At 72.8% G+C, this 16,597-nt stretch carries 14 protein-coding genes and 1 pseudogene; 5 read left to right on the top strand and 10 right to left on the bottom strand.

The window, feature by feature from the left end:
• Window positions 1–38: 38 nt before the first annotated feature.
• A pseudogene (guaB, locus tag QFZ62_RS12745) lies at window positions 39–1,542 on the bottom strand (IMP dehydrogenase).
• A gap of 412 nt (window positions 1,543–1,954) precedes the next feature.
• Here guaB and QFZ62_RS12740 point away from each other — a divergent pair.
• The 4 genes from QFZ62_RS12740 to QFZ62_RS12725 are packed head-to-tail and all read left to right on the top strand — an operon-like array spanning window position 1,955 to window position 5,887.
• A complete protein-coding gene (locus tag QFZ62_RS12740) occupies window positions 1,955–3,238 on the top strand; it encodes a branched-chain amino acid ABC transporter permease (protein ID WP_307506315.1) in 1,284 nt (427 codons plus the stop codon).
• A gap of 6 nt (window positions 3,239–3,244) precedes the next feature.
• The gene (locus QFZ62_RS12735; RefSeq protein ID WP_307506313.1) at window positions 3,245–4,216 is read left to right on the top strand and encodes a branched-chain amino acid ABC transporter permease; all 972 of its coding nucleotides are present in this window, start codon (window positions 3,245–3,247) and stop codon (window positions 4,214–4,216) included.
• Window positions 4,209–5,132, top strand: a complete 924-nt coding sequence (locus QFZ62_RS12730) for an ABC transporter ATP-binding protein (protein WP_307506311.1) — start codon at window positions 4,209–4,211, stop codon at window positions 5,130–5,132. Before QFZ62_RS12735 ends, QFZ62_RS12730 begins: the two co-directional genes overlap by 8 nt.
• A complete protein-coding gene (locus QFZ62_RS12725; protein WP_307506309.1) occupies window positions 5,129–5,887 on the top strand; it encodes an ABC transporter ATP-binding protein in 759 nt (252 codons plus the stop codon). Before QFZ62_RS12730 ends, QFZ62_RS12725 begins: the two co-directional genes overlap by 4 nt.
• A 449-nt stretch (window positions 5,888–6,336) precedes the next feature.
• Here QFZ62_RS12725 and QFZ62_RS12720 read toward each other — a convergent pair whose 3' ends face one another.
• The 3 genes from QFZ62_RS12720 to groES form a co-directional block, all read right to left on the bottom strand.
• A complete protein-coding gene (locus QFZ62_RS12720) occupies window positions 6,337–7,626 on the bottom strand; it encodes an ABC transporter substrate-binding protein (RefSeq protein ID WP_307506307.1) in 1,290 nt (429 codons plus the stop codon).
• 178 nt (window positions 7,627–7,804) lie between these two features.
• The gene (gene rarD, locus QFZ62_RS12715; RefSeq protein WP_307506305.1) at window positions 7,805–8,758 is read right to left on the bottom strand and encodes an EamA family transporter RarD; all 954 of its coding nucleotides are present in this window, start codon (window positions 8,756–8,758) and stop codon (window positions 7,805–7,807) included.
• A 108-nt stretch (window positions 8,759–8,866) separates the two neighbouring features.
• Window positions 8,867–9,163 carry a co-chaperone GroES gene (gene groES / locus QFZ62_RS12710; RefSeq protein WP_012039257.1) on the bottom strand — a complete coding sequence of 99 codons (297 nt, stop codon included), beginning with the start codon at window positions 9,161–9,163 and terminating at the stop codon, window positions 8,867–8,869.
• Between the two features lie 144 nt (window positions 9,164–9,307).
• On the opposite strand from groES, the gene QFZ62_RS12705 reads away from it, so the two are divergent.
• Window positions 9,308–10,510, top strand: a complete 1,203-nt coding sequence (locus tag QFZ62_RS12705; protein ID WP_307506303.1) for a class I SAM-dependent methyltransferase — start codon at window positions 9,308–9,310, stop codon at window positions 10,508–10,510.
• Window positions 10,511–10,592: 82 nt separating this feature from the next.
• Here QFZ62_RS12705 and QFZ62_RS12700 read toward each other — a convergent pair whose 3' ends face one another.
• The 6 genes from QFZ62_RS12700 to QFZ62_RS12675 all read right to left on the bottom strand — a co-directional run bounded on the left by QFZ62_RS12700 (window position 10,593) and on the right by QFZ62_RS12675 (window position 16,595).
• A complete protein-coding gene (locus tag QFZ62_RS12700) occupies window positions 10,593–11,018 on the bottom strand; it encodes a DUF4190 domain-containing protein (protein ID WP_307506301.1) in 426 nt (141 codons plus the stop codon).
• A gap of 114 nt (window positions 11,019–11,132) precedes the next feature.
• Window positions 11,133–12,746: a tRNA (adenosine(37)-N6)-threonylcarbamoyltransferase complex transferase subunit TsaD gene (gene tsaD, locus QFZ62_RS12695; protein ID WP_307506299.1), complete on the bottom strand. Its 1,614-nt coding sequence runs from the start codon at window positions 12,744–12,746 to the stop codon at window positions 11,133–11,135.
• Window positions 12,743–13,360 (bottom strand): tRNA (adenosine(37)-N6)-threonylcarbamoyltransferase complex dimerization subunit type 1 TsaB, encoded by a 618-nt coding sequence (gene tsaB, locus QFZ62_RS12690; RefSeq protein ID WP_307506297.1) that lies wholly within the window; start codon window positions 13,358–13,360, stop codon window positions 12,743–12,745. The genes tsaD and tsaB overlap by 4 nt, the downstream gene beginning before the upstream one ends.
• A gap of 9 nt (window positions 13,361–13,369) precedes the next feature.
• Window positions 13,370–15,085 carry an alanine racemase gene (gene alr, locus QFZ62_RS12685; RefSeq protein WP_307506295.1) on the bottom strand — a complete coding sequence of 572 codons (1,716 nt, stop codon included), beginning with the start codon at window positions 15,083–15,085 and terminating at the stop codon, window positions 13,370–13,372.
• Window positions 15,082–16,239: an alanine racemase gene (gene alr / locus QFZ62_RS12680; protein ID WP_307506293.1), complete on the bottom strand. Its 1,158-nt coding sequence runs from the start codon at window positions 16,237–16,239 to the stop codon at window positions 15,082–15,084. The genes alr (QFZ62_RS12685) and alr (QFZ62_RS12680) overlap by 4 nt, the downstream gene beginning before the upstream one ends.
• Window positions 16,236–16,595: a holo-ACP synthase gene (locus tag QFZ62_RS12675; protein WP_307506291.1), complete on the bottom strand. Its 360-nt coding sequence runs from the start codon at window positions 16,593–16,595 to the stop codon at window positions 16,236–16,238. Before QFZ62_RS12675 ends, alr (QFZ62_RS12680) begins: the two co-directional genes overlap by 4 nt.
• Window positions 16,596–16,597 lie beyond the last annotated feature (2 nt).

The raw sequence follows: 16,597 nt of genomic DNA, 5'->3' as shown, positions 1-16,597 counted from the left end.
CCCTCGTCACCACCGCGCGGATCGCGCGGCTCCTCGCCTCAGCGCCGGTAGTTGGGCGCCTCGACCACCATCTGCACGTCGTGCGGGTGCGACTCCTTGAGCCCCGCCGCGGTGATCCGCACGAAGCGCCCGCGGTCCTTCAGCTCGCCGATCGTGCGCGCGCCGACGTAGAACATCGACTGCCGCAGTCCGCCCGTGAGCTGGTACACGACGTTGGCGAGCGACCCGCGGTAGGGCACCTGGCCCTCGATGCCCTCGGGGATGAGCTTGTCGTCGCTCGGCACGTCCGCCTGGTAGTAGCGGTCCTTCGAGTAGGACGTCTTCGAGCCGCGCGTCTGCAGGGCGCCGAGCGAGCCCATGCCGCGGTAGCTCTTGAACTGCTTGCCGCCGACGAACATGAGGTCGCCGGGGCTCTCGTCGCAGCCCGCGAGGAGGCTGCCGAGCATGACCGTGTCCGCGCCGGCGACGAGCGCCTTGGCGATGTCGCCCGAGTACTGGAGGCCGCCGTCCGCGATGACGGGGATGCCCGCCCGCGCGCGCCGCGAGCGACGCCTCGTAGACGGCGGTCACCTGCGGGACGCCGACGCCGGCGACGACGCGCGTGGTGCAGATGGATCCGGGTCCGACGCCCACCTTGATGGCGTCCGCTCCGGCGTCGATGAGCGCCTGCGCGCCCGAGCGGGTCGCGACGTTGCCGCCGATCACGTCGACGTGCGACGTGGCCGGGTCGCTCTTCAGGCGGCGGATGATGTCGAGCACGCCCTTGCTGTCGCCGTTGGCGGTGTCGACCACGAGCACGTCCACGCCTGCCTCGACGAGCGCGAGCGCGCGCTGCCAGGCGTCGCCGAAGAAGCCGATGGCCGCGCCGACGCGGAGGCGCCCCTCGGCATCCTTCGTGGCGTCCGGGTACTGCTCGGACTTGTCGAAGTCCTTGACGGTGATGAGGCCGCGCAGCTTGCCGGCGTCGTCCACCAGCGGGAGCTTCTCGATCTTGTGCTCCGCGAAGATCGCGATGGCGTGGTCCGGGTCGATGCCGACCCGGCCGGTGATGAGCGGGGTGCGGGTCATGACGTCGCGGACGAGCGTCGTGGCCGCCTGCACCGGCGAGACGAAGCGCATGTCGCGGTTCGTGATGATGCCGACGAGCGTGCCGTCCGACTCGACGACCGGGAGGCCGGAGACGCGGAACTGCCCGCAGAGCGCGTCCACCTCGGCGACCGTGGCGTCGGGGCGCGTGGTGACCGGGTTCGTGATCATGCCGGACTCGCTGCGCTTCACCTTGTCGACGAAGGCGGCCTGGTCCTCGATGGAGAGGTTGCGGTGGATGACCCCGAGCCCGCCCTGGCGGGCCATGGCGATCGCCATGCGCGCCTCGGTGACGGTGTCCATCGCGGAGGAGAGGAGGGGAGCGGCGACGCTGATGTTGCGCGTCAGGCGGGAGGTCGTGTCCGCCTCGCTCGGGATGACGTCGGTGTGCCCCGGCAGGAGCATGACGTCGTCGTAGGTGAGGCCGATGACGCCGAACGGGTCGGACTGATCCAAGTTCCCTCCAGGGGACGATGAGAGGCGGATGGTGGAGCCGGGGGACCGCGTCGGCAACCGGTGCATCGATGTTAACGGTCGCCGTCGTGCGCTATTCCCCGCGTAGCACGTCGCCACGCGGCCCGGCCCCGAAACATCCAGGACATAATCAGCACGTACTGTCAACCAACGTCGTCCTGACGGTAGTCGCGGCGCCTGCGCGGAACTCACCATCCGCCGGCTCCCCCTATGGAGGTCTAGTGATAGCCACTGGTTCGGCCGGAGCACGCGCGCAGCGCGTGTGGGCCCTGATTCTCGCGGTGGCGTTCGCCTGCACCGCACTTCTCCTCTCGCCCCCGTCGGGCGCCCACGCGGATCCGCGCGCGGCGCCGCAGGCGGTCGACCCGGCCGCCGCCGAGCAGTCGCTGCTCGTGTGGGTCCGGGCGGACGCCGACAAGACCGGCATCGCCGGGGTGACCGTCACGGTCTCGGGCGGCGGCGTCGACGCGCCACCGGCACGACGGACGCGGAGGGCAAGGCCGAGGTCGGGCTCAGCGCGCCGGGCTCGTTCACGGTCCAGGTCGACGAGTCGACGATCCCCGAGGGCGCCGGCCTCCCCCGCGCGGGCTCGAGCCCCCGCGAGATCGACGTGGCCGCGGGCAACAAGAACGTGCCGGCCTTCTTCTTCCTCTCCCCCGACGCCGCCGCGGGCGGCGCGGGCGGTGCGAGCCCCACGCCGAGCACCGACGCCGGGACGCCGTCGGGCGGCGAGACCGCCGCCCCGGACACCGAGACCGGCGCGGTCTCGGGCACCGCGGAGCCCGTGACGGGCAACAACTTCTGGAAGATCTTCTGGCCCAAGGTGGTGACGGGCCTCATCTTCGGCCTCCTCCTCGCCCTCGCCGCCATCGGCCTCTCCCTCATCTACGGCACCACCGGCCTCAACAACTTCGCCCACGGCGAGCTGGTGACCTTCGGCGCGCTGATGGCGTACCTGTTCAGCAACGTGCTCGGCCTCAACCCGGTGCTCGCGATCCTGATCACGGTGGTCCTCGGCGGCGCGTTCGGCTACGCGCAGGACGCGGCGATCTGGAAGCCCCTCCGGAAGCGGGGCCTCGGCCTCGTGCCGCTGATGATCGTCACGATCGGTTTGTCGCTCGCCCTCCGCTACCTCTTCCAGTTCATCTTCGGCGCGGACCGCCTGACGCTCCCCAACAGCCCGGCGCCGTTCCTGGTCGTCGGGCCGGTGAGCCTCAAGTTCACCGACGTCGCCGGCGCCGTGGTCTCGATCGTGCTGCTCCTCGCCGTCGCCTACGTGCTGCTGTACACGAAGATCGGCAAGGCCACCCGCGCCGTCTCCGACAACCGCTCGCTCGCGGCAGCGTCCGGCATCGACGTCGAGGGCGTGATCCGGGTCGTGTGGATCGGCGGCGCGGCCCTCGCCGCGCTGTCCGGCGTCTTCATCGCCTACTACCAGTCGCTGCGGTGGGACACGGGCGCGTCCATCCTGCTGCTCGTCTTCTCCGCGGTCGTCCTCGGCGGCCTGGGCACGGCGTTCGGCGCGCTCATCGGCTCGATCGTGATCGGCGTGTTCATCAACGTCAGCACCATGGTCCTGCCCGAGAACATGAAGTACGTGGCCGCTCTCGTGGTCATGATCGTCATCCTGCTCGTCAGGCCCCAGGGCATCCTGGGTCGGAAAGATCGGATCGGTTAGCCGCGCATGAACACCAACTTCATCTTCCTGGCGATCGGCGAGATCTTCTCGCCGACCACCGCGGCGTACGCGCTCGCGACCGTCGGCCTCGTGATCCACTTCGGCTTCACGGGCCTGCTCAACTTCGGCCAGGCCGGCTTCATGGCCATCGGCGGGTACGCGTTCGCCATCACGGCGGTCATGTACGACTGGCCCGTCTGGGCGTCCCTCCTCGCGGCGATCGTCGCCAGCACCGTGTTCGCGCTCATCCTCGGCATCCCGACCCTCCGGTTGCGGGCCGACTACTTGAGCATCGTGACCATCGCGGCGGCGGAGATCATCCGGTTGAGCGTCAAGACGCCGGAGTTCTCGAGCGTCACGGGCGGCTCCGAGGGCATCAACGGCGCGGCCGCGGGGTTCAACGACCTCAACCCGCTGCCCGAGGGCCGCTTCGGCGCCGGCGTCCTCACCTACTCCGCCGACCAGTGGTGGATCCGCATCGTGGGCTGGGGCCTCGTCGGCATCGCCTGCCTCCTGGTCTTCCTGCTCATGCGCAGCCCCTGGGGCCGCGTGCTGAAGGGCGTGCGCGAGGACGAGGACGCGGTCCGCGCGCTCGGCAAGAACGTGTACTCCTACAAGATGCAGGCGCTCGTGCTCGGCGGCGTGTTCGGCGGGCTCGCGGGCGTGGTCTTCATCCTCCCGAGGTCGCTGCAGCCCGACAACTACGGCACGCAGCTCACGTTCTTCCTCTACACGATCATGCTGCTGGGCGGTGCCGCGACGATCTTCGGCCCGGTCATCGGCTCGATCATCTTCTGGGTCACGCTGTCGCTCTCGGACGGCCTGCTCAGCCTCGCGGTATCGAACGAGTGGCTGCCCATCTCGAGCACCCAGCAGGGCCCGATCCGCTTCATCATCGTGGGCGTCGCGCTCATGCTGCTCGTGATCTTCCGACCACAGGGCATCTTCGGGAAGAAGAAGGAGACGCACTTTGCCTGACAAGACCCCGGTCTCGGCCATCCTCGACGGCGACGCCGGTCCGGGCTGCGCCAAGAGGGACCCCATCATCGTCGCGCACGGCGTCAGTCGGCAGTTCGGCGGCCTGAAGGCGGTCGACGTCGACCACCTCGAGATCCCGCGCGGCTCCATCACGGCCCTCATCGGCCCGAACGGCGCCGGCAAGACGACCTTCTTCAACCTGCTCACCGGCTTCGACAAGCCGAACACGGGCAAGTGGGAGTTCTCGGGCCGGAACCTCGCCGGCATGAGCGCGTTCCGCGTCGCCCGCCTCGGCATGGTGCGCACGTTCCAGCTCACGAAGGCGCTCGGCGGCATGACGGTGCTGGAGAACATGCGCCTCGGCGCCACCGGCCAGGGCGGCGAGAACTTCTTCTCCGCCCTGATCCGCCCCCTCTGGAGAAAGAAGGAGGACGAGATCACGGAGCGCGCTCGCGGACTCCTCCGGAAGTTCAAGCTCGACGCCAAGGAGGAGGACTACGCGGCCAGCCTCTCCGGCGGCCAGCGGAAGCTCCTCGAGATGGCGCGGGCGCTCATGACCAAGCCCGAGCTCGTGATGCTCGACGAGCCGATGGCCGGGGTCAACCCCGCGCTGACGCAGTCGCTGCTGCACCACATCCTCGACCTCAAGACCGAGGGCATGACCGTGCTGTTCGTCGAGCACGACATGCACATGGTCAACGAGATCGCCGACTGGGTCGTCGTCATGGCCGAGGGCCGCATCGTCGCCGAGGGCCCGCCCTCCACCGTGATGAGCGACCCGGCCGTCATCGACGCCTACCTCGGCGCCCACCACGACACCGACCTCGGCACCCTCACGGGCCAGCGCGAGGTGGCGAAGGACATGGAGTCCGACCTCGTCAAGGACGAGATCGAGAAGGAAGCGGCAGAGAAGTGACGGCAGAGCGGGTCCTCCAGACCACCGACCTCCACGCGGGCTACCTGCCCGGGGTCAACATCCTCAACGGGTGCAACGTGCACGTCGACAAGGGCGAGCTCGTGGGCATCATCGGCCCGAACGGCGCGGGCAAGTCGACGCTCCTCAAGGCGATCTTCGGGCAGGTGAACGTGCGCGGCGGCAGCATCGAGCTGAACGGCCAGGACATCACCGGCCTCAAGGCCGACAAGCTCGTGACGCGCGGCGTGGGCATGGTGCCGCAGAACAACAACGTGTTCCCGACCCTCACGATCGACGAGAACCTGCAGATGGGCGTCTACCAGAAGCCCAAGATGTACAAGGAGCGGCTGGCGTTCGTCACCGACCTGTTCCCGGAGCTCGGCAAGCGCCTCAAGCAGCGCGCCGGATCCCTGTCCGGCGGCGAGCGCCAGATGGTCGCCATGTCGCGCGCGCTCATGATGGACCCGACGGTCCTGCTCCTCGACGAGCCGAGCGCCGGCCTGTCCCCCGTGCGCCAGGACGAGACGTTCATCAACGTCGCGCAGATCAACCGCGCGGGCGTCTCGGTCATGATCGTGGAGCAGAACGCCCGTCGCGCCCTGCAGATCTGCGACCGCGGCTACGTCCTCGACCAGGGCAGGGACGCGTACGAGGGCCGGGGGCGCGAGCTCATGAACGACCCGAAGGTCATCGAGCTGTACCTCGGCACGCTCGCGGCCGACCAGGAGAAGGCCAAGGCGGCGCCGCAGCCCTGATCCGCTCTTCGCACGACCCGACGCGGCATCCCTCCGGGGGTGCCGCGTCGTCGTGTGCGGGGCATGACCGGGCGGCGGGGACCCGGATGATGACGGGCGCCGCCCGCGTCGCCCGCGCCCTCATGGAGGCGCGCCGCGGTCCGGGTCGGGATCCGTGCACGGCAGCCCTCCCCTGACGCCCTGACGCCCTGACGGCGCTGCGGCAGGTCCTCGGCGATGACCCCGCCCAATCGGCGCAGGGCGGCGCGGACCGGGGTCGGGGCAGCCGGCGCAGGAGGACTCCGTCGCCGCTCCACCGGCCGCCAGGACGCCGTCCCGCGCCTCGGGCATGCGTGCGTCGCGACCCAGTCGGATCCGAGCTCCCACGCCGCGCGGCGACGGCCGCCCGGGCACGCCGAAGGGGCCCGGTCCATGCGGACCGGGCCCCTCGGGACGTGCGTGGTGCGGTGCTAGTCGAGCTTGCCGTAGACCTGCTCGGAGAAGGTCTGGACGTTGCCCTCGGTGTACTTGTAGACGGAGACGTACGCCTCGGTCGGGTCGCCGTTCTCATCCCACGTGATGGGGCCGGAGATGCCGTCGTAGTCGACGTCCTCGCCGTCCTCGATGAGCTTCGCGCAGTCGGCGAAGGACTCGCACTTGGTGCCGCCCTCGGAGACGGACTGCAGGTTCTCCTTCAGCGTGGCGCCGTCGGTCGCACCGCCCTGGAGGGCGGCGAGGGCGAGGAGCGTCGTGCCGTCGTAGGACTCGGCGGCGTAGCTGAACACGGTCAGCTCGGGGTCGCCGTCGGCCTTGACCATGTCCTGCAGACGACCCTGGAAGTCCTCCTTGGCCTCGACGCCGGGGTTCGTGAACTGCGCGCCCGCGATGTCGACGTTGGTGTCGGTCTCCTTGATGACGCCGTAGTTGCCGTCCGTGCCGTAGAAGTTCGCGAAGTCGAAGCCCTTGGACGCGAGCTGGTCGGCGATCGTCTTGATCTCGTCGAACGAGATGACCACGAGCGCGTCGGGGTTCGGGGCGAGCACCGACGTGATGGCGCTGTTGAAGTCCGTGGCGGACGGCTCGAAGACCGACTCGGCGGCGATGGTGGCGCCGCCCTCCTCGAGCGTCTTCTTGATGTTCTCGCGGAGGCCGGTGCCGTACGCGTCGTTCATGTAGAGGATCGAGACGTTGGTCTTGCCGTCCTGGAGGATCTTGTTGCCGAGGATGCGGCCCTGGAGCACGTCCGAGGGGGCGGTGCGCCAGTAGTAGCCGTCGTCCTCGTAGGTCGTGAAGTCGGGCGAGGTGTTCGCCGGCGACAGCTGCACGACGCCGGCCTGCGTGACCTGGTCGATGAAGGTCTTCGAGACGCCGGAGGACGCGGCACCGAGGATGGCGCTGTTGCCGTCCGCGATGAGCGACGTGGCGGACTGGCTCGCGATGTCGGTGGTGGTGTCGCCCGAGTCCTTGTCGGTCACGGTGACCGTGATGCCGGCCTTCGCGTCGTTGATCTCCTGCTCGGCGAGGTGCACGCCGGCGAACTCGGGCGGGCCGAGGACGGCCAGCGAACCGGTCTGCGGGAGGATCGTGCCGATCTTGAGGTCCAGGCCGCCGTCGGCCGTGCCTCCTCCGGTGCCTCCGGCGTCGCCGCCGCCGGAGCAGCCGGCCAGGACGAGGGCGCCGGCCACCGCGACGGTGACGGCGCTGAGGGCGGTGCGGGCGGATCGTGAGCGGGAGGCCGAAGCCCTGCCGAATGCGCTCATGGTGCTCCTTATGGATGTGTGTGGTGATGCTCGGGAATGTGGTGCATGAGGCACGCGAATGCGCGCCTCGCCTGGTGCGACCCTAGGGTGCGCGTGAGACGGACACAATGCATCGGCATTTCCAGCGTGTAACGCGACCCGATCGTTACCTTTCGGGGAATGCGCGACGGGATCCGCATCAGATGCCGTCGACGACCGCCGGTTCCCTCTGCATGGGCACCCGGGGCGCCGCCGGGCGGCGGGCCGTGCGGAGCATGTCGATCGTGAGCAGCACGAGGGCCGCCCAGACGATCGCGAATCCCGCCCAGCGCTCCGGCGGCATGGCCTCGTGCATCACGAAGACGCCGAAGGCGAACTGCAGGAGCGGCGCCAGGTACTGGGTGAGGCCGATCACCGAGAGCGGCAGGCGGCCCGCGGCAAAGCCGAACAGGAGGAGCGGTCCCGCGGTCACGACGCCGGTGCTCACCAGGAGGAGGGTGTGCCCGAGCGAGACCGTGCCGATCGTGAGGCCCGCTCCCGCTCCGGTGATCACGAGCATGGCCGTGGCGGCCGGCACGAGCCAGGCGGTCTCGAGCGCCAGGCCCGAGAGCGCGTCCGCCCCGCCGCTCACGCGCTTCTTCACCAGGCCGTAGAGGCCGAAGGACCCGGCGAGCGCCAGCGAGACCCACGGCAGCTGGCCGTAGCCGATCGCGATGACGGCGACCGCGACGGCGCTCAGCCCGACGGCCGTCCACTGCAGGGGCCGCAGGCGCTCCCGCAGCAGGATCACGCCGAGGAGCACGGTGACGATCGGGTTGATGAAGTAGCCGAGCGCCGTCTCGACGACGCGGCCGGAGAGCGTGCCGTACACGTAGACGGTCCAGTTGACGAGGATCAGGTGGCCGGCGAGCCCGAGGCCGAGGAGGATCCGCGGCCTCCGCACGATGGCGGCCACGTGCGACCAGCGGCGGGCGACCGTGATGACGACGGCGCAGACGACGAGCGAGAAGAGGATGCGCCAGCCGACGATCTCGAACGCCCCGGCCGGGACGAGCAGGAGGAAGAAGACGGGGAGCACGCCCCACAGGCCGTACGCGCTCACGGCGGCGAGGAGGCCGGTGCGGGTCGAGGGCTCCGGGGCGGGGTGCGTCACCTCCCGAGGCTAGCCCCGCGGCGGACGGCGCCCTCCCGGACGCACGGGAGCCCGGCCGAACGCGTCGGCCGGGCTCCCGGGTGGTGCGGTGTCGCTACGCGACGAGCGTCAGCGCTCGATGACGGCGAGGACGTCGCGCGCGGAGAGGACGAGGAGGTCCTGGCCGTCGTACTTGACCTCGGTTCCGCCGTACTTGGAGTAGATGACCTTGTCGCCCACGGCGACGTCGAGCGGGACGCGGTTGCCGTTGTCGTCGATGCGACCGGGGCCCACGGCCACGACCTCGCCCTCCTGGGGCTTCTCCTTGGCGGTGTCGGGGATGACCAGACCAGACGCGGTGGTCTGCTCGGCTTCGACCTGCTGGATGACGATGCGATCCTCGAGCGGCTTGATGGAGACCGACACGGTTGACCTCTTCCTTCTCACATACGGGACAAGACTGATTGGCAATCCCCGGGGGAGAGTGCCAGGTGAGATTCTACGGGCTGGGCTTGCACTCGTGCAACGCGAGTGCCAATCCGTGGGAAGCGGCCCCGGTACGGTGGGCGGATGGACCAGACCGACCTCCGCGAGGTGCTCTCGCTCGAGGGGCTCCGCCTGCTCGACTCCCTCCCTGAGCCCCGACCGGGCGACGACATGGTGCGGATCGTCAGCGCGCTGCGGGCCGAGGGGCACTCGCTCGCCCGCGTCAGCGCGGTGCTCACGCAGGCCCGCCTGCGGGCCCGCGCGCGGGTCAAGTTCGGCGACTTCGCCGAGCGCATGCTCTTCACCGAGGCGGGGCTCGAGCAGGCGACCCGGCTGGCCGTCGCGGCGCAGCACGCGGGCCGCTTCCAGCAGGCCGGCGTCGCGCACGTCGCGGACCTCGGCTGCGGGATCGGCGGGGACGCCATGGCGATGGCGGCCATCGGGATCCGCGTGACGGCCGTGGAGCGCGACGAGGTGACGGCGGCGGTCGCCGGCTGGAACCTGGCGCCCTTCCCCGAGGCGGAGGTCGAGCAGGGCACGGCCGAGGCGTTCGACGCCGGCCGCGTCGACGGCGTGTACCTCGACCCGGCGCGGCGCACCGACGGGCACTCCTCCACCCGGCGCATCTCGGATCCGGACGCCTACTCTCCCACCCTCTCCGCCGCGTTCGCGCTCGCGGCGGGGCGGGCCGCCGGGATCAAGCTCGGGCCGGGGCTCGACCGCGACCTCATCCCCGAGGAGGCGGAGGCGCAGTGGGTGTCCGTCGACGGGCAGGCGGTGGAGATGGGCCTGTGGTTCGGGCCCACGCGGCGCGACGGCGTGCGGCGGGCGGCGCTCGTGATCGCCGGCGGGTCGCAGGCGGAGCTCACGTCGGCCGCCGACAGCGAGGACGCGGAGCTCGGCGAGCTCGGCGCGCACCTGTACGAGCCGGACGGCGCGGTGATCCGCGCGCGGCTCATCGGCGACGTGGCCCGGTCGCTCGACGGGCGCATGGTCGGCGAGGGCATCGCGTGGATCACGTCGGACCGGGAGCAGGCGACGCCCTTCGCGCGCGGGTTCCGCGTGCGCGAGGTGCTGCCGCTCGACGAGCAGCGCCTGAAGCGCGAGCTGCGGGCGCGCGGGATCGGGACGCTCGAGATCAAGAAGCGCGGGGTCGACGTCGATCCGGCGCGGCTGCGCACGCGGCTGCAGCTGAAGGGCGACGCGTCGGCGACGCTCATCGCGACGCGCGTGGGCGGCCGGCGCGTGGCGATCCTCGCGGACCGGCACGGGGTCGACGCGGGCTGAGGCCGGTCGGCCCGCGGGCCGGGACGCGACGACGCGGCCGCCCCGAGGGGACGGCCGCGTCGTGTCGTGCGGGTGGTGCGTGCTACGGAGCCGTCGGGATGGGCGTGCCGTCGATGGTGCCCGTGCTCAGGGCGCCGCCGATGACCGCGATCGCGAGGATGCCGAAGAGCAGGCTCAGGAGGACGCCCACGACGCCGGTGATGATGCCGGTGAGCGCGAAGCCCTTGGCCTCCGGGTTGCGCTTGCGCGCCAGGACACCCGTGATGATCGCCGCGATGCCCACGAAGAACGTGAGGAACCAGAGGAACAGCGACAGCGCGACCGAGACGATGCCGAGCACCATCGAGGTGATGGCGAGGCCCTTCTTGGGAGCACCGCCCTGGCCGGGCTGGTACGGCGCCGCGTAGGGCGAGCCGGATCCGGCAGCGGGGGCCGCCGGGTAGGACGGCTGGCCGGGAGCGGGCGGGAAGTCGTGGGCGGAGCGGTCCGGGTTCTGCGGATCGGTCATTGTCGTTCCTTTCGTCCCTGGGAACATACCGTGATGCGCGTCCCGCATTCAGCGGCACGCGGAAATGCCCCGTACGGGGGTCCCGCTCAGCGGGGACGCGGGGACGGGCGGCGGTCAGACCTGGACGACGGTGACCGGCAGGGTCGAGTCGGCGCCGAACGCGAGGCCCGACGGTGCTCGGCCGGACACGATGAGGCGGGCACCGAGCGCCGCGATCATCGCGCCGTTGTCGGTGCAGAGCGACAGGGGCGGGATCCGCAGCTCGATGCCCGCGGCCGCGCACCGCTCCGCCGCGAGCTCGCGCACCCGCGCGTTCGCGACGACGCCGCCGCCCAGCAGGAGGCGCGGCACGCCGTGCTCGACGCACGCGGCGACGGCCTTGGTGAGCAGCACGTCGACGACGGCCTCGCGGAAGCTCGCGGCGACATCCGCCACCGGGACGGGCTCGCCGGCGTCCTGGCGCTTCTCCACCCAGCGGGCCACCGCCGTCTTGAGGCCGGAGAAGGAGAAGTCGTAGCGGTGGCGCTCCATGTCCTTCGGGAGGCTGAGGCCGCGGGGGAAGCGGATCGCCTTCGGGTCGCCGTCGGCCGCGACCCGGTCGATGTGGGGGCCGCCGGGGTACGGCAGGCCGAGCACGCGCGCGACCTTGTCGAACGCCTCGCCCGCCGCGTCGTCGATGGTCTCGCCGAGGAGCTCGACGTCGTCGACGAGGTCGCGCACGAGCAGCAGGGAGGTGTGGCCGCCGGAGACGAGGAGCGCGATGCTCGGGGTCTCGAGCGGGCGGCCGGGGCCGCCGTCGGTGCTGAGGAGGTCCGCCCCGACGTGCCCCACGAGGTGGTTCACGCCGTGCAGCGGGACGTCGAGGGCCACGGCGAGCGCCTTGGCCGCGCCGACGCCCACCATGAGCGCACCGGAGAGGCCGGGGCCCGCGGTGACGGCCACGGCGTCGAGGTCGCGGAGGGCGACGCCGGCCTCGGCGAGCGCGGCATCGATCGCGGGGGTCAGCGCCTCGAGGTGCGCCCGGGCGGCGACCTCGGGCACGACGCCGCCGTAGCGGGCGTGCTCCTCCATGGAGCTGGAGATCACGTTGGCGAGGAGCGTCTGGCCCCGCACGATGCCGATGCCGGTCTCGTCGCAGGAGGTCTCGATCCCGAGGACGAGGGGGCCGGCGTCGGCGGCCGAGCGCTCCGGGGCGCCGGGGTCGGGGTCGACGGCGGCGGGGTCGGCCGGGCGCGGTCCGTCCCGCGGCTCGGCGACCTCGGGCGGCGCCTCCCCCAGGGCGACGCGCATCACCACGGCGTCGACGTCGTCCGGCTGGTAGTAGTGCGGGCGGACGGCGATGGCCTCGAAGCCGAGCGAGGAGTAGAGCGCCTGCGCCACCGGGTTGTCGTCGCGGACCTCGAGCAGCACCTCGCGGGCGCCGCGGGCGTGCGCCTCCGCGACGAGCCGGGTGAGGAGGGCCCGGCCGATGCCGCGGCCGCGGCTCCCCTCGGCGACCGCGATGGTCTGCACGTCGGCGGCGTGCGCGCCGCGCGGGCAGGAGAGGCCGGCGTAGCCGAGGATCCGGCCGTCGGACCCGTCGACCGCGACGACGTACCAGCCGTGCCGGGTCGTCAGCTCACCGCGCATGGAGTCGGGCGACCAGGCGTCGCTGACGAACGTGGTCGTCTCCAGGTGCATGAGCGCCCCGAGGTCGTCGAGCGCCGCGGGGCGGAACAGGACGCTCACGCCGTCACCCGCTTCGGTCCGGCCGACACCGTGACGTCGGGCGAGCGGAGGTACAGCGCCTCGTCGGCCGCGGACGGGAGGTCGAGCTCGTCCATGCGGCGGGCGACCTGCGCGAGCGAGGCCGCGCGCACGGCGGTGGCGTCCACGCGGTGGTCGGCGGCGGGCACGTCGTCCGGCCTGCTGAGTCCGGGGCCGGCCGTGCGCTCGGCGACGCCGCCCGGCTCGGGGGCGCGGTACACGGACCAGTACAGCTCGCGCCGGCGCGCGTCGGTGACGACGACGAGGGATCCGGTGCCGCCCGCCGCGTAGTGGTCGTAGGCGAGGGCGTCATGGCTGACCACGGGGATCACCCGGACGTCGAGGCCGGTCGCGAGGACCCGGGCCGCCGCGATGCCGACGCGCAGGCCGGTGAAGGGTCCGGGGCCCATGCCCGCCACGACGGCGCGGATGTCGCAGCGCTCGACGCCGGACGCGGTGAGGCAGTCCTCGAGCAGCGTGCCGATGACCTCGGCGTGCCGCATCGTGTCGGCCTCCTGGCGCTCGGCGAGCACGCGGCCGTCGGGGTCGATGACGGCGACGCCCGTGCCGGCGGAGGTGTCGATCGCGAGGAGCACTGGACGAGTCTAGGCGCGGGGGCGCGCGCGGAGGCGGCGGACGCGGACCGCGCGGGGCTCCTCGGGGGCGGCGTCCTCGTCGCCGGGGAGCGGATCCGCGTCGCCCGCGCCCGTGGGCCTGGCGATGGCGAGGTCCCACCACGCGTCCGCGACGCCGTCGAGCTTGCCCTGGCCCCACTCGACCACGACGACAGAACGGGCGAAGTCGATGTCGAGGTCGTCGAGCTCGCGGGCGTCGGCGAGCCGGTACGCGTCGACGTGCACCAGCGGCGGGCCGTCGACGAGGCTCGGGTGGGTGCGCGCGAGCACGAAGGTGGGGCTCGTGACGGGCCCGCGGACGCCCAGGCCCTCGCCGAGCCCGCGCGTGAACGTGGTCTTGCCGGCACCGAGCGGACCGGAGAGCACGACGAGGTCGCCCGCGCCGAGCTCGCGGGCGAAGGCGCGGCCGAGCTCCTCCATGTCGTCCGTGGTGGCGACGGGGACGAGCTCGTCGGAGAGGACCTCGTCGGCGGCGACGGCCTCGTCGGCGGTCGCGCGCTCGTGCAGGTGGATCCGGTCGACCCGCGGCCCCACGCGCGTCACGATCTCGTCGCCGATGGTCTCGGCCCAGCCGGCCCACTCCTCCGCGGTGGGCTCGCCGCGATCGCCCGGGCCGAGGATCACCGCGGTGTCGCCGACCTCGACGGGCAGGTCGCCGACGTCGAGCACGAGCTGGTCCATGGCGATGCGGCCGGCGACCGGGAAGCGGCGGCCGTTCAGCAGCACGGAGGCGCGGGGGCCGGCGATGCGCGGGATCCCGTCGGCGTAGCCGAGCGGCACGAGCGCGAGCGTCGACGGACCGGCGGTGCGGTGGTCGAGGCCGTACGAGACGCCGTGGCCCGCCTCGACGCGCTTCACCGAGACGACGTCGGCCTCGAGCGTCATGGCGGGGATGAGCCCGAGGTCCCGGCCGGAGCGGTCGTCGAACGGGGAGATGCCGTAGACGGCGATCCCGAAGCGCACCATGTCGAAGTGCGCGGCGGGCAGGCGGATCCCCGCGGAGCTCGCGGCCAGGTGCTTCTCGGCCGGGCGCGCCCCCAGCTCCTCGGCCACGCGCACGGCCTCGTGGAAGCGGGCGAGCGCGGCGTCGTCGTCCTCGGGCGAGGCGTCGGCGAGGTGCGACCAGAGGGCGTGCAGGGTCAGCTCCCCCGCGGCGTCGGCGGCGACCGCGGCGCGCACCAGGTCGGGCCACATCCCGGGGGTGGCGCCGTTGCGGCTGAGGCCCGTGTCGGCCTTGAGGTGCACGCGGGCCCGGATCCCCGTGGCACGGCCCGCGGCGGCGATGCGCTCCAGCTCCCACGGCGCCGAGACGCCGAGGTCGATGCCCTCCTCGACCGCCGTGCGGAAGTCGGTGTCGACGCCGTGCAGCCAGGCGAGCAGGCGGGCGTCGATGCCGGCGCGACGGAGCTCGACCGCGGACGCGACGTCGAGCACCGCGAGGCTCTCGGCGCCGGCCTCGAGGGCGGCGCGGGCGACCTGCAGGGCGCCGTGGCCGTAGGCGTCGGCCTTGACCGCGACCATCGTGCGGGCGGGGGCGGCGAGCGCGGCGAGCACGCGGACGTTGTGACGGATCGCGTCGAGGTCGACGACGGCGCGGCGGCCGGGCGCGACGGGCGCCGGTGCGGCGGCCGCGGATCCGACGGGAGCGGACGCGGCCGGGCCGGCGGCGTGGGCGGGACCGGTCATGGGACGTGCCTCCGGGTCACGCGGCCGGCGACGCGCGTGACGATCTCGTAGCCGATGGTGCCGGTCGCCTCGGCCCACTCCTCCACGGAGGGCGCGCCGGTCGCGGGATCCCCGAAGAGCACGGCGTCGTCGCCCACCGCCACCGGGTGGCCGTCGACCGCGCCGTCGCCCACGTCGACCACGAACTGGTCCATCGCGATCCGGCCGCTCACCCGGAAGCGCGCGCCGTGGATCGCGACGGGCGCGCGGTTGCTCGCGAGCCGCGGCACGCCGTCGGCGAAGCCCAGCGAGACGAGCGCGAGGGTCGTGGCGCGGGTGGTGCGGTACGTGTAGCCGTACGAGACGCCGGTGTCGGCGGGCACGCGCTTGACCGCGACGACGCTGCCGACGAGGGTCATCGCGGGCACGAGGCCGAGGTCGGCGGATGTGACGCCGTCGAGCGGCGAGATCCCGTAGATCCCGATGCCGAGGCGCACCATGTCGAGGCGGGCCTCCGGCACGCGCAGGGCGCCTGCCGTCGCGGCCAGGTGCCGGATCCCGGGCTCGAGACCCGCGGACCGCACCACGTCGACGGCCGCGTGGAACGCGCGCACCTGCGCGGCGTCCTCGTCCGGGCCGGCGTTGGCGAGGTGGCTGAAGACGCCGCCGAGCCGGATCGCGCCCGTCGCGACCAGCGCGGCGACCTCGGCCACGACGGCCGGCCACTCCGCCGGGGTCACGCCGTTGCGGCCGAGGCCGGTGTCGACCTTGAGGTGGACGTCGGCGGCCCGGCCGACGCGGCGCGCGGCCTCCGCCGCCTCGCGCACCTGGCGGAGGCTGCTGAGGCCGAGGTCGATCCCGTGCGCGACAGCGGTCGCGAAGTCGGCGCCGGGCGCGTGCATCCAGGTGAGGATCGGCGCCTCCACGCCTGCGGCCCGCAGCGCGAGCGCCTCGCGGATGTCGACCACGCCGAGCCGGTCGGCCCCGCCCGCGAGCGCGGCGCGCGCGGACGCGACCGCGCCGTGCCCGTACCCGTCGGCCTTGACGACCGCCATCACGAGCGGCGCGCCCGTCGCGGCCCGGAGGGTGCGGACGTTCGTCGAGATCGCCCCGGTGTCGATGCGCGCCTCCCGGCGGAGGGCGGCGGGGAGCTGGACGGTCGTCTCGTCGGTCATGCGTCCTCCCCCTCGGCGACCACGAACGCGGTCGCGAGCCCCGCGTCGTGGCTCATGCTCAGGTGGATCCGCGTCACGCCCCGCTCGGCCGCGACCGCCGCGACGGCCCCGCGCACCACGAGCGACGGGTCGCCGTGCGCGTCCCGCACGACCTCCATGTCCTGCCAGCTGATGCCGCCGGGACCGCCGAGCGCCTTGATCAGCGCCTCCTTCGCGGCGAACCGAGCCGCGAGAGAGCGCGCGGGCAGGGACCGCTCCGCCGGCGCGAACAGGCGCGGCACGAGGCCCGGCGTCCGCTCGGCGCTCCGGGCGAAGCGCGCCACGTCGACCACGTCGACGCCGATGCCCCTGATCACGC

Source organism: Clavibacter sp. B3I6 (genome assembly GCF_030816895.1).
Taxonomy (GTDB): Bacteria; Actinomycetota; Actinomycetes; order Actinomycetales; family Microbacteriaceae; genus Clavibacter.
This window is presented reverse-complemented; position numbering and strand designations above follow the sequence as displayed.

What these genes read in the sequence shown, in the direction of transcription:
- QFZ62_RS12735 (WP_307506313.1), top strand. Translation starts at nt 3,245, where the DNA reads ATGAACACCAACTTCATCTTCCTGGCGATCGGCGAGATCTTCTCGCCG.
- QFZ62_RS12720 (WP_307506307.1), bottom strand. Translation starts at nt 7,626, where the DNA reads ATGAGCGCATTCGGCAGGGCTTCGGCCTCCCGCTCACGATCCGCCCGC.
- QFZ62_RS12705 (WP_307506303.1), top strand. Translation starts at nt 9,308, where the DNA reads ATGGACCAGACCGACCTCCGCGAGGTGCTCTCGCTCGAGGGGCTCCGC.
- QFZ62_RS12700 (WP_307506301.1), bottom strand. Translation starts at nt 11,018, where the DNA reads ATGACCGATCCGCAGAACCCGGACCGCTCCGCCCACGACTTCCCGCCC.
- alr (WP_307506295.1), bottom strand. Translation starts at nt 15,085, where the DNA reads ATGACCGGTCCCGCCCACGCCGCCGGCCCGGCCGCGTCCGCTCCCGTC.
- alr (WP_307506293.1), bottom strand. Translation starts at nt 16,239, where the DNA reads ATGACCGACGAGACGACCGTCCAGCTCCCCGCCGCCCTCCGCCGGGAG.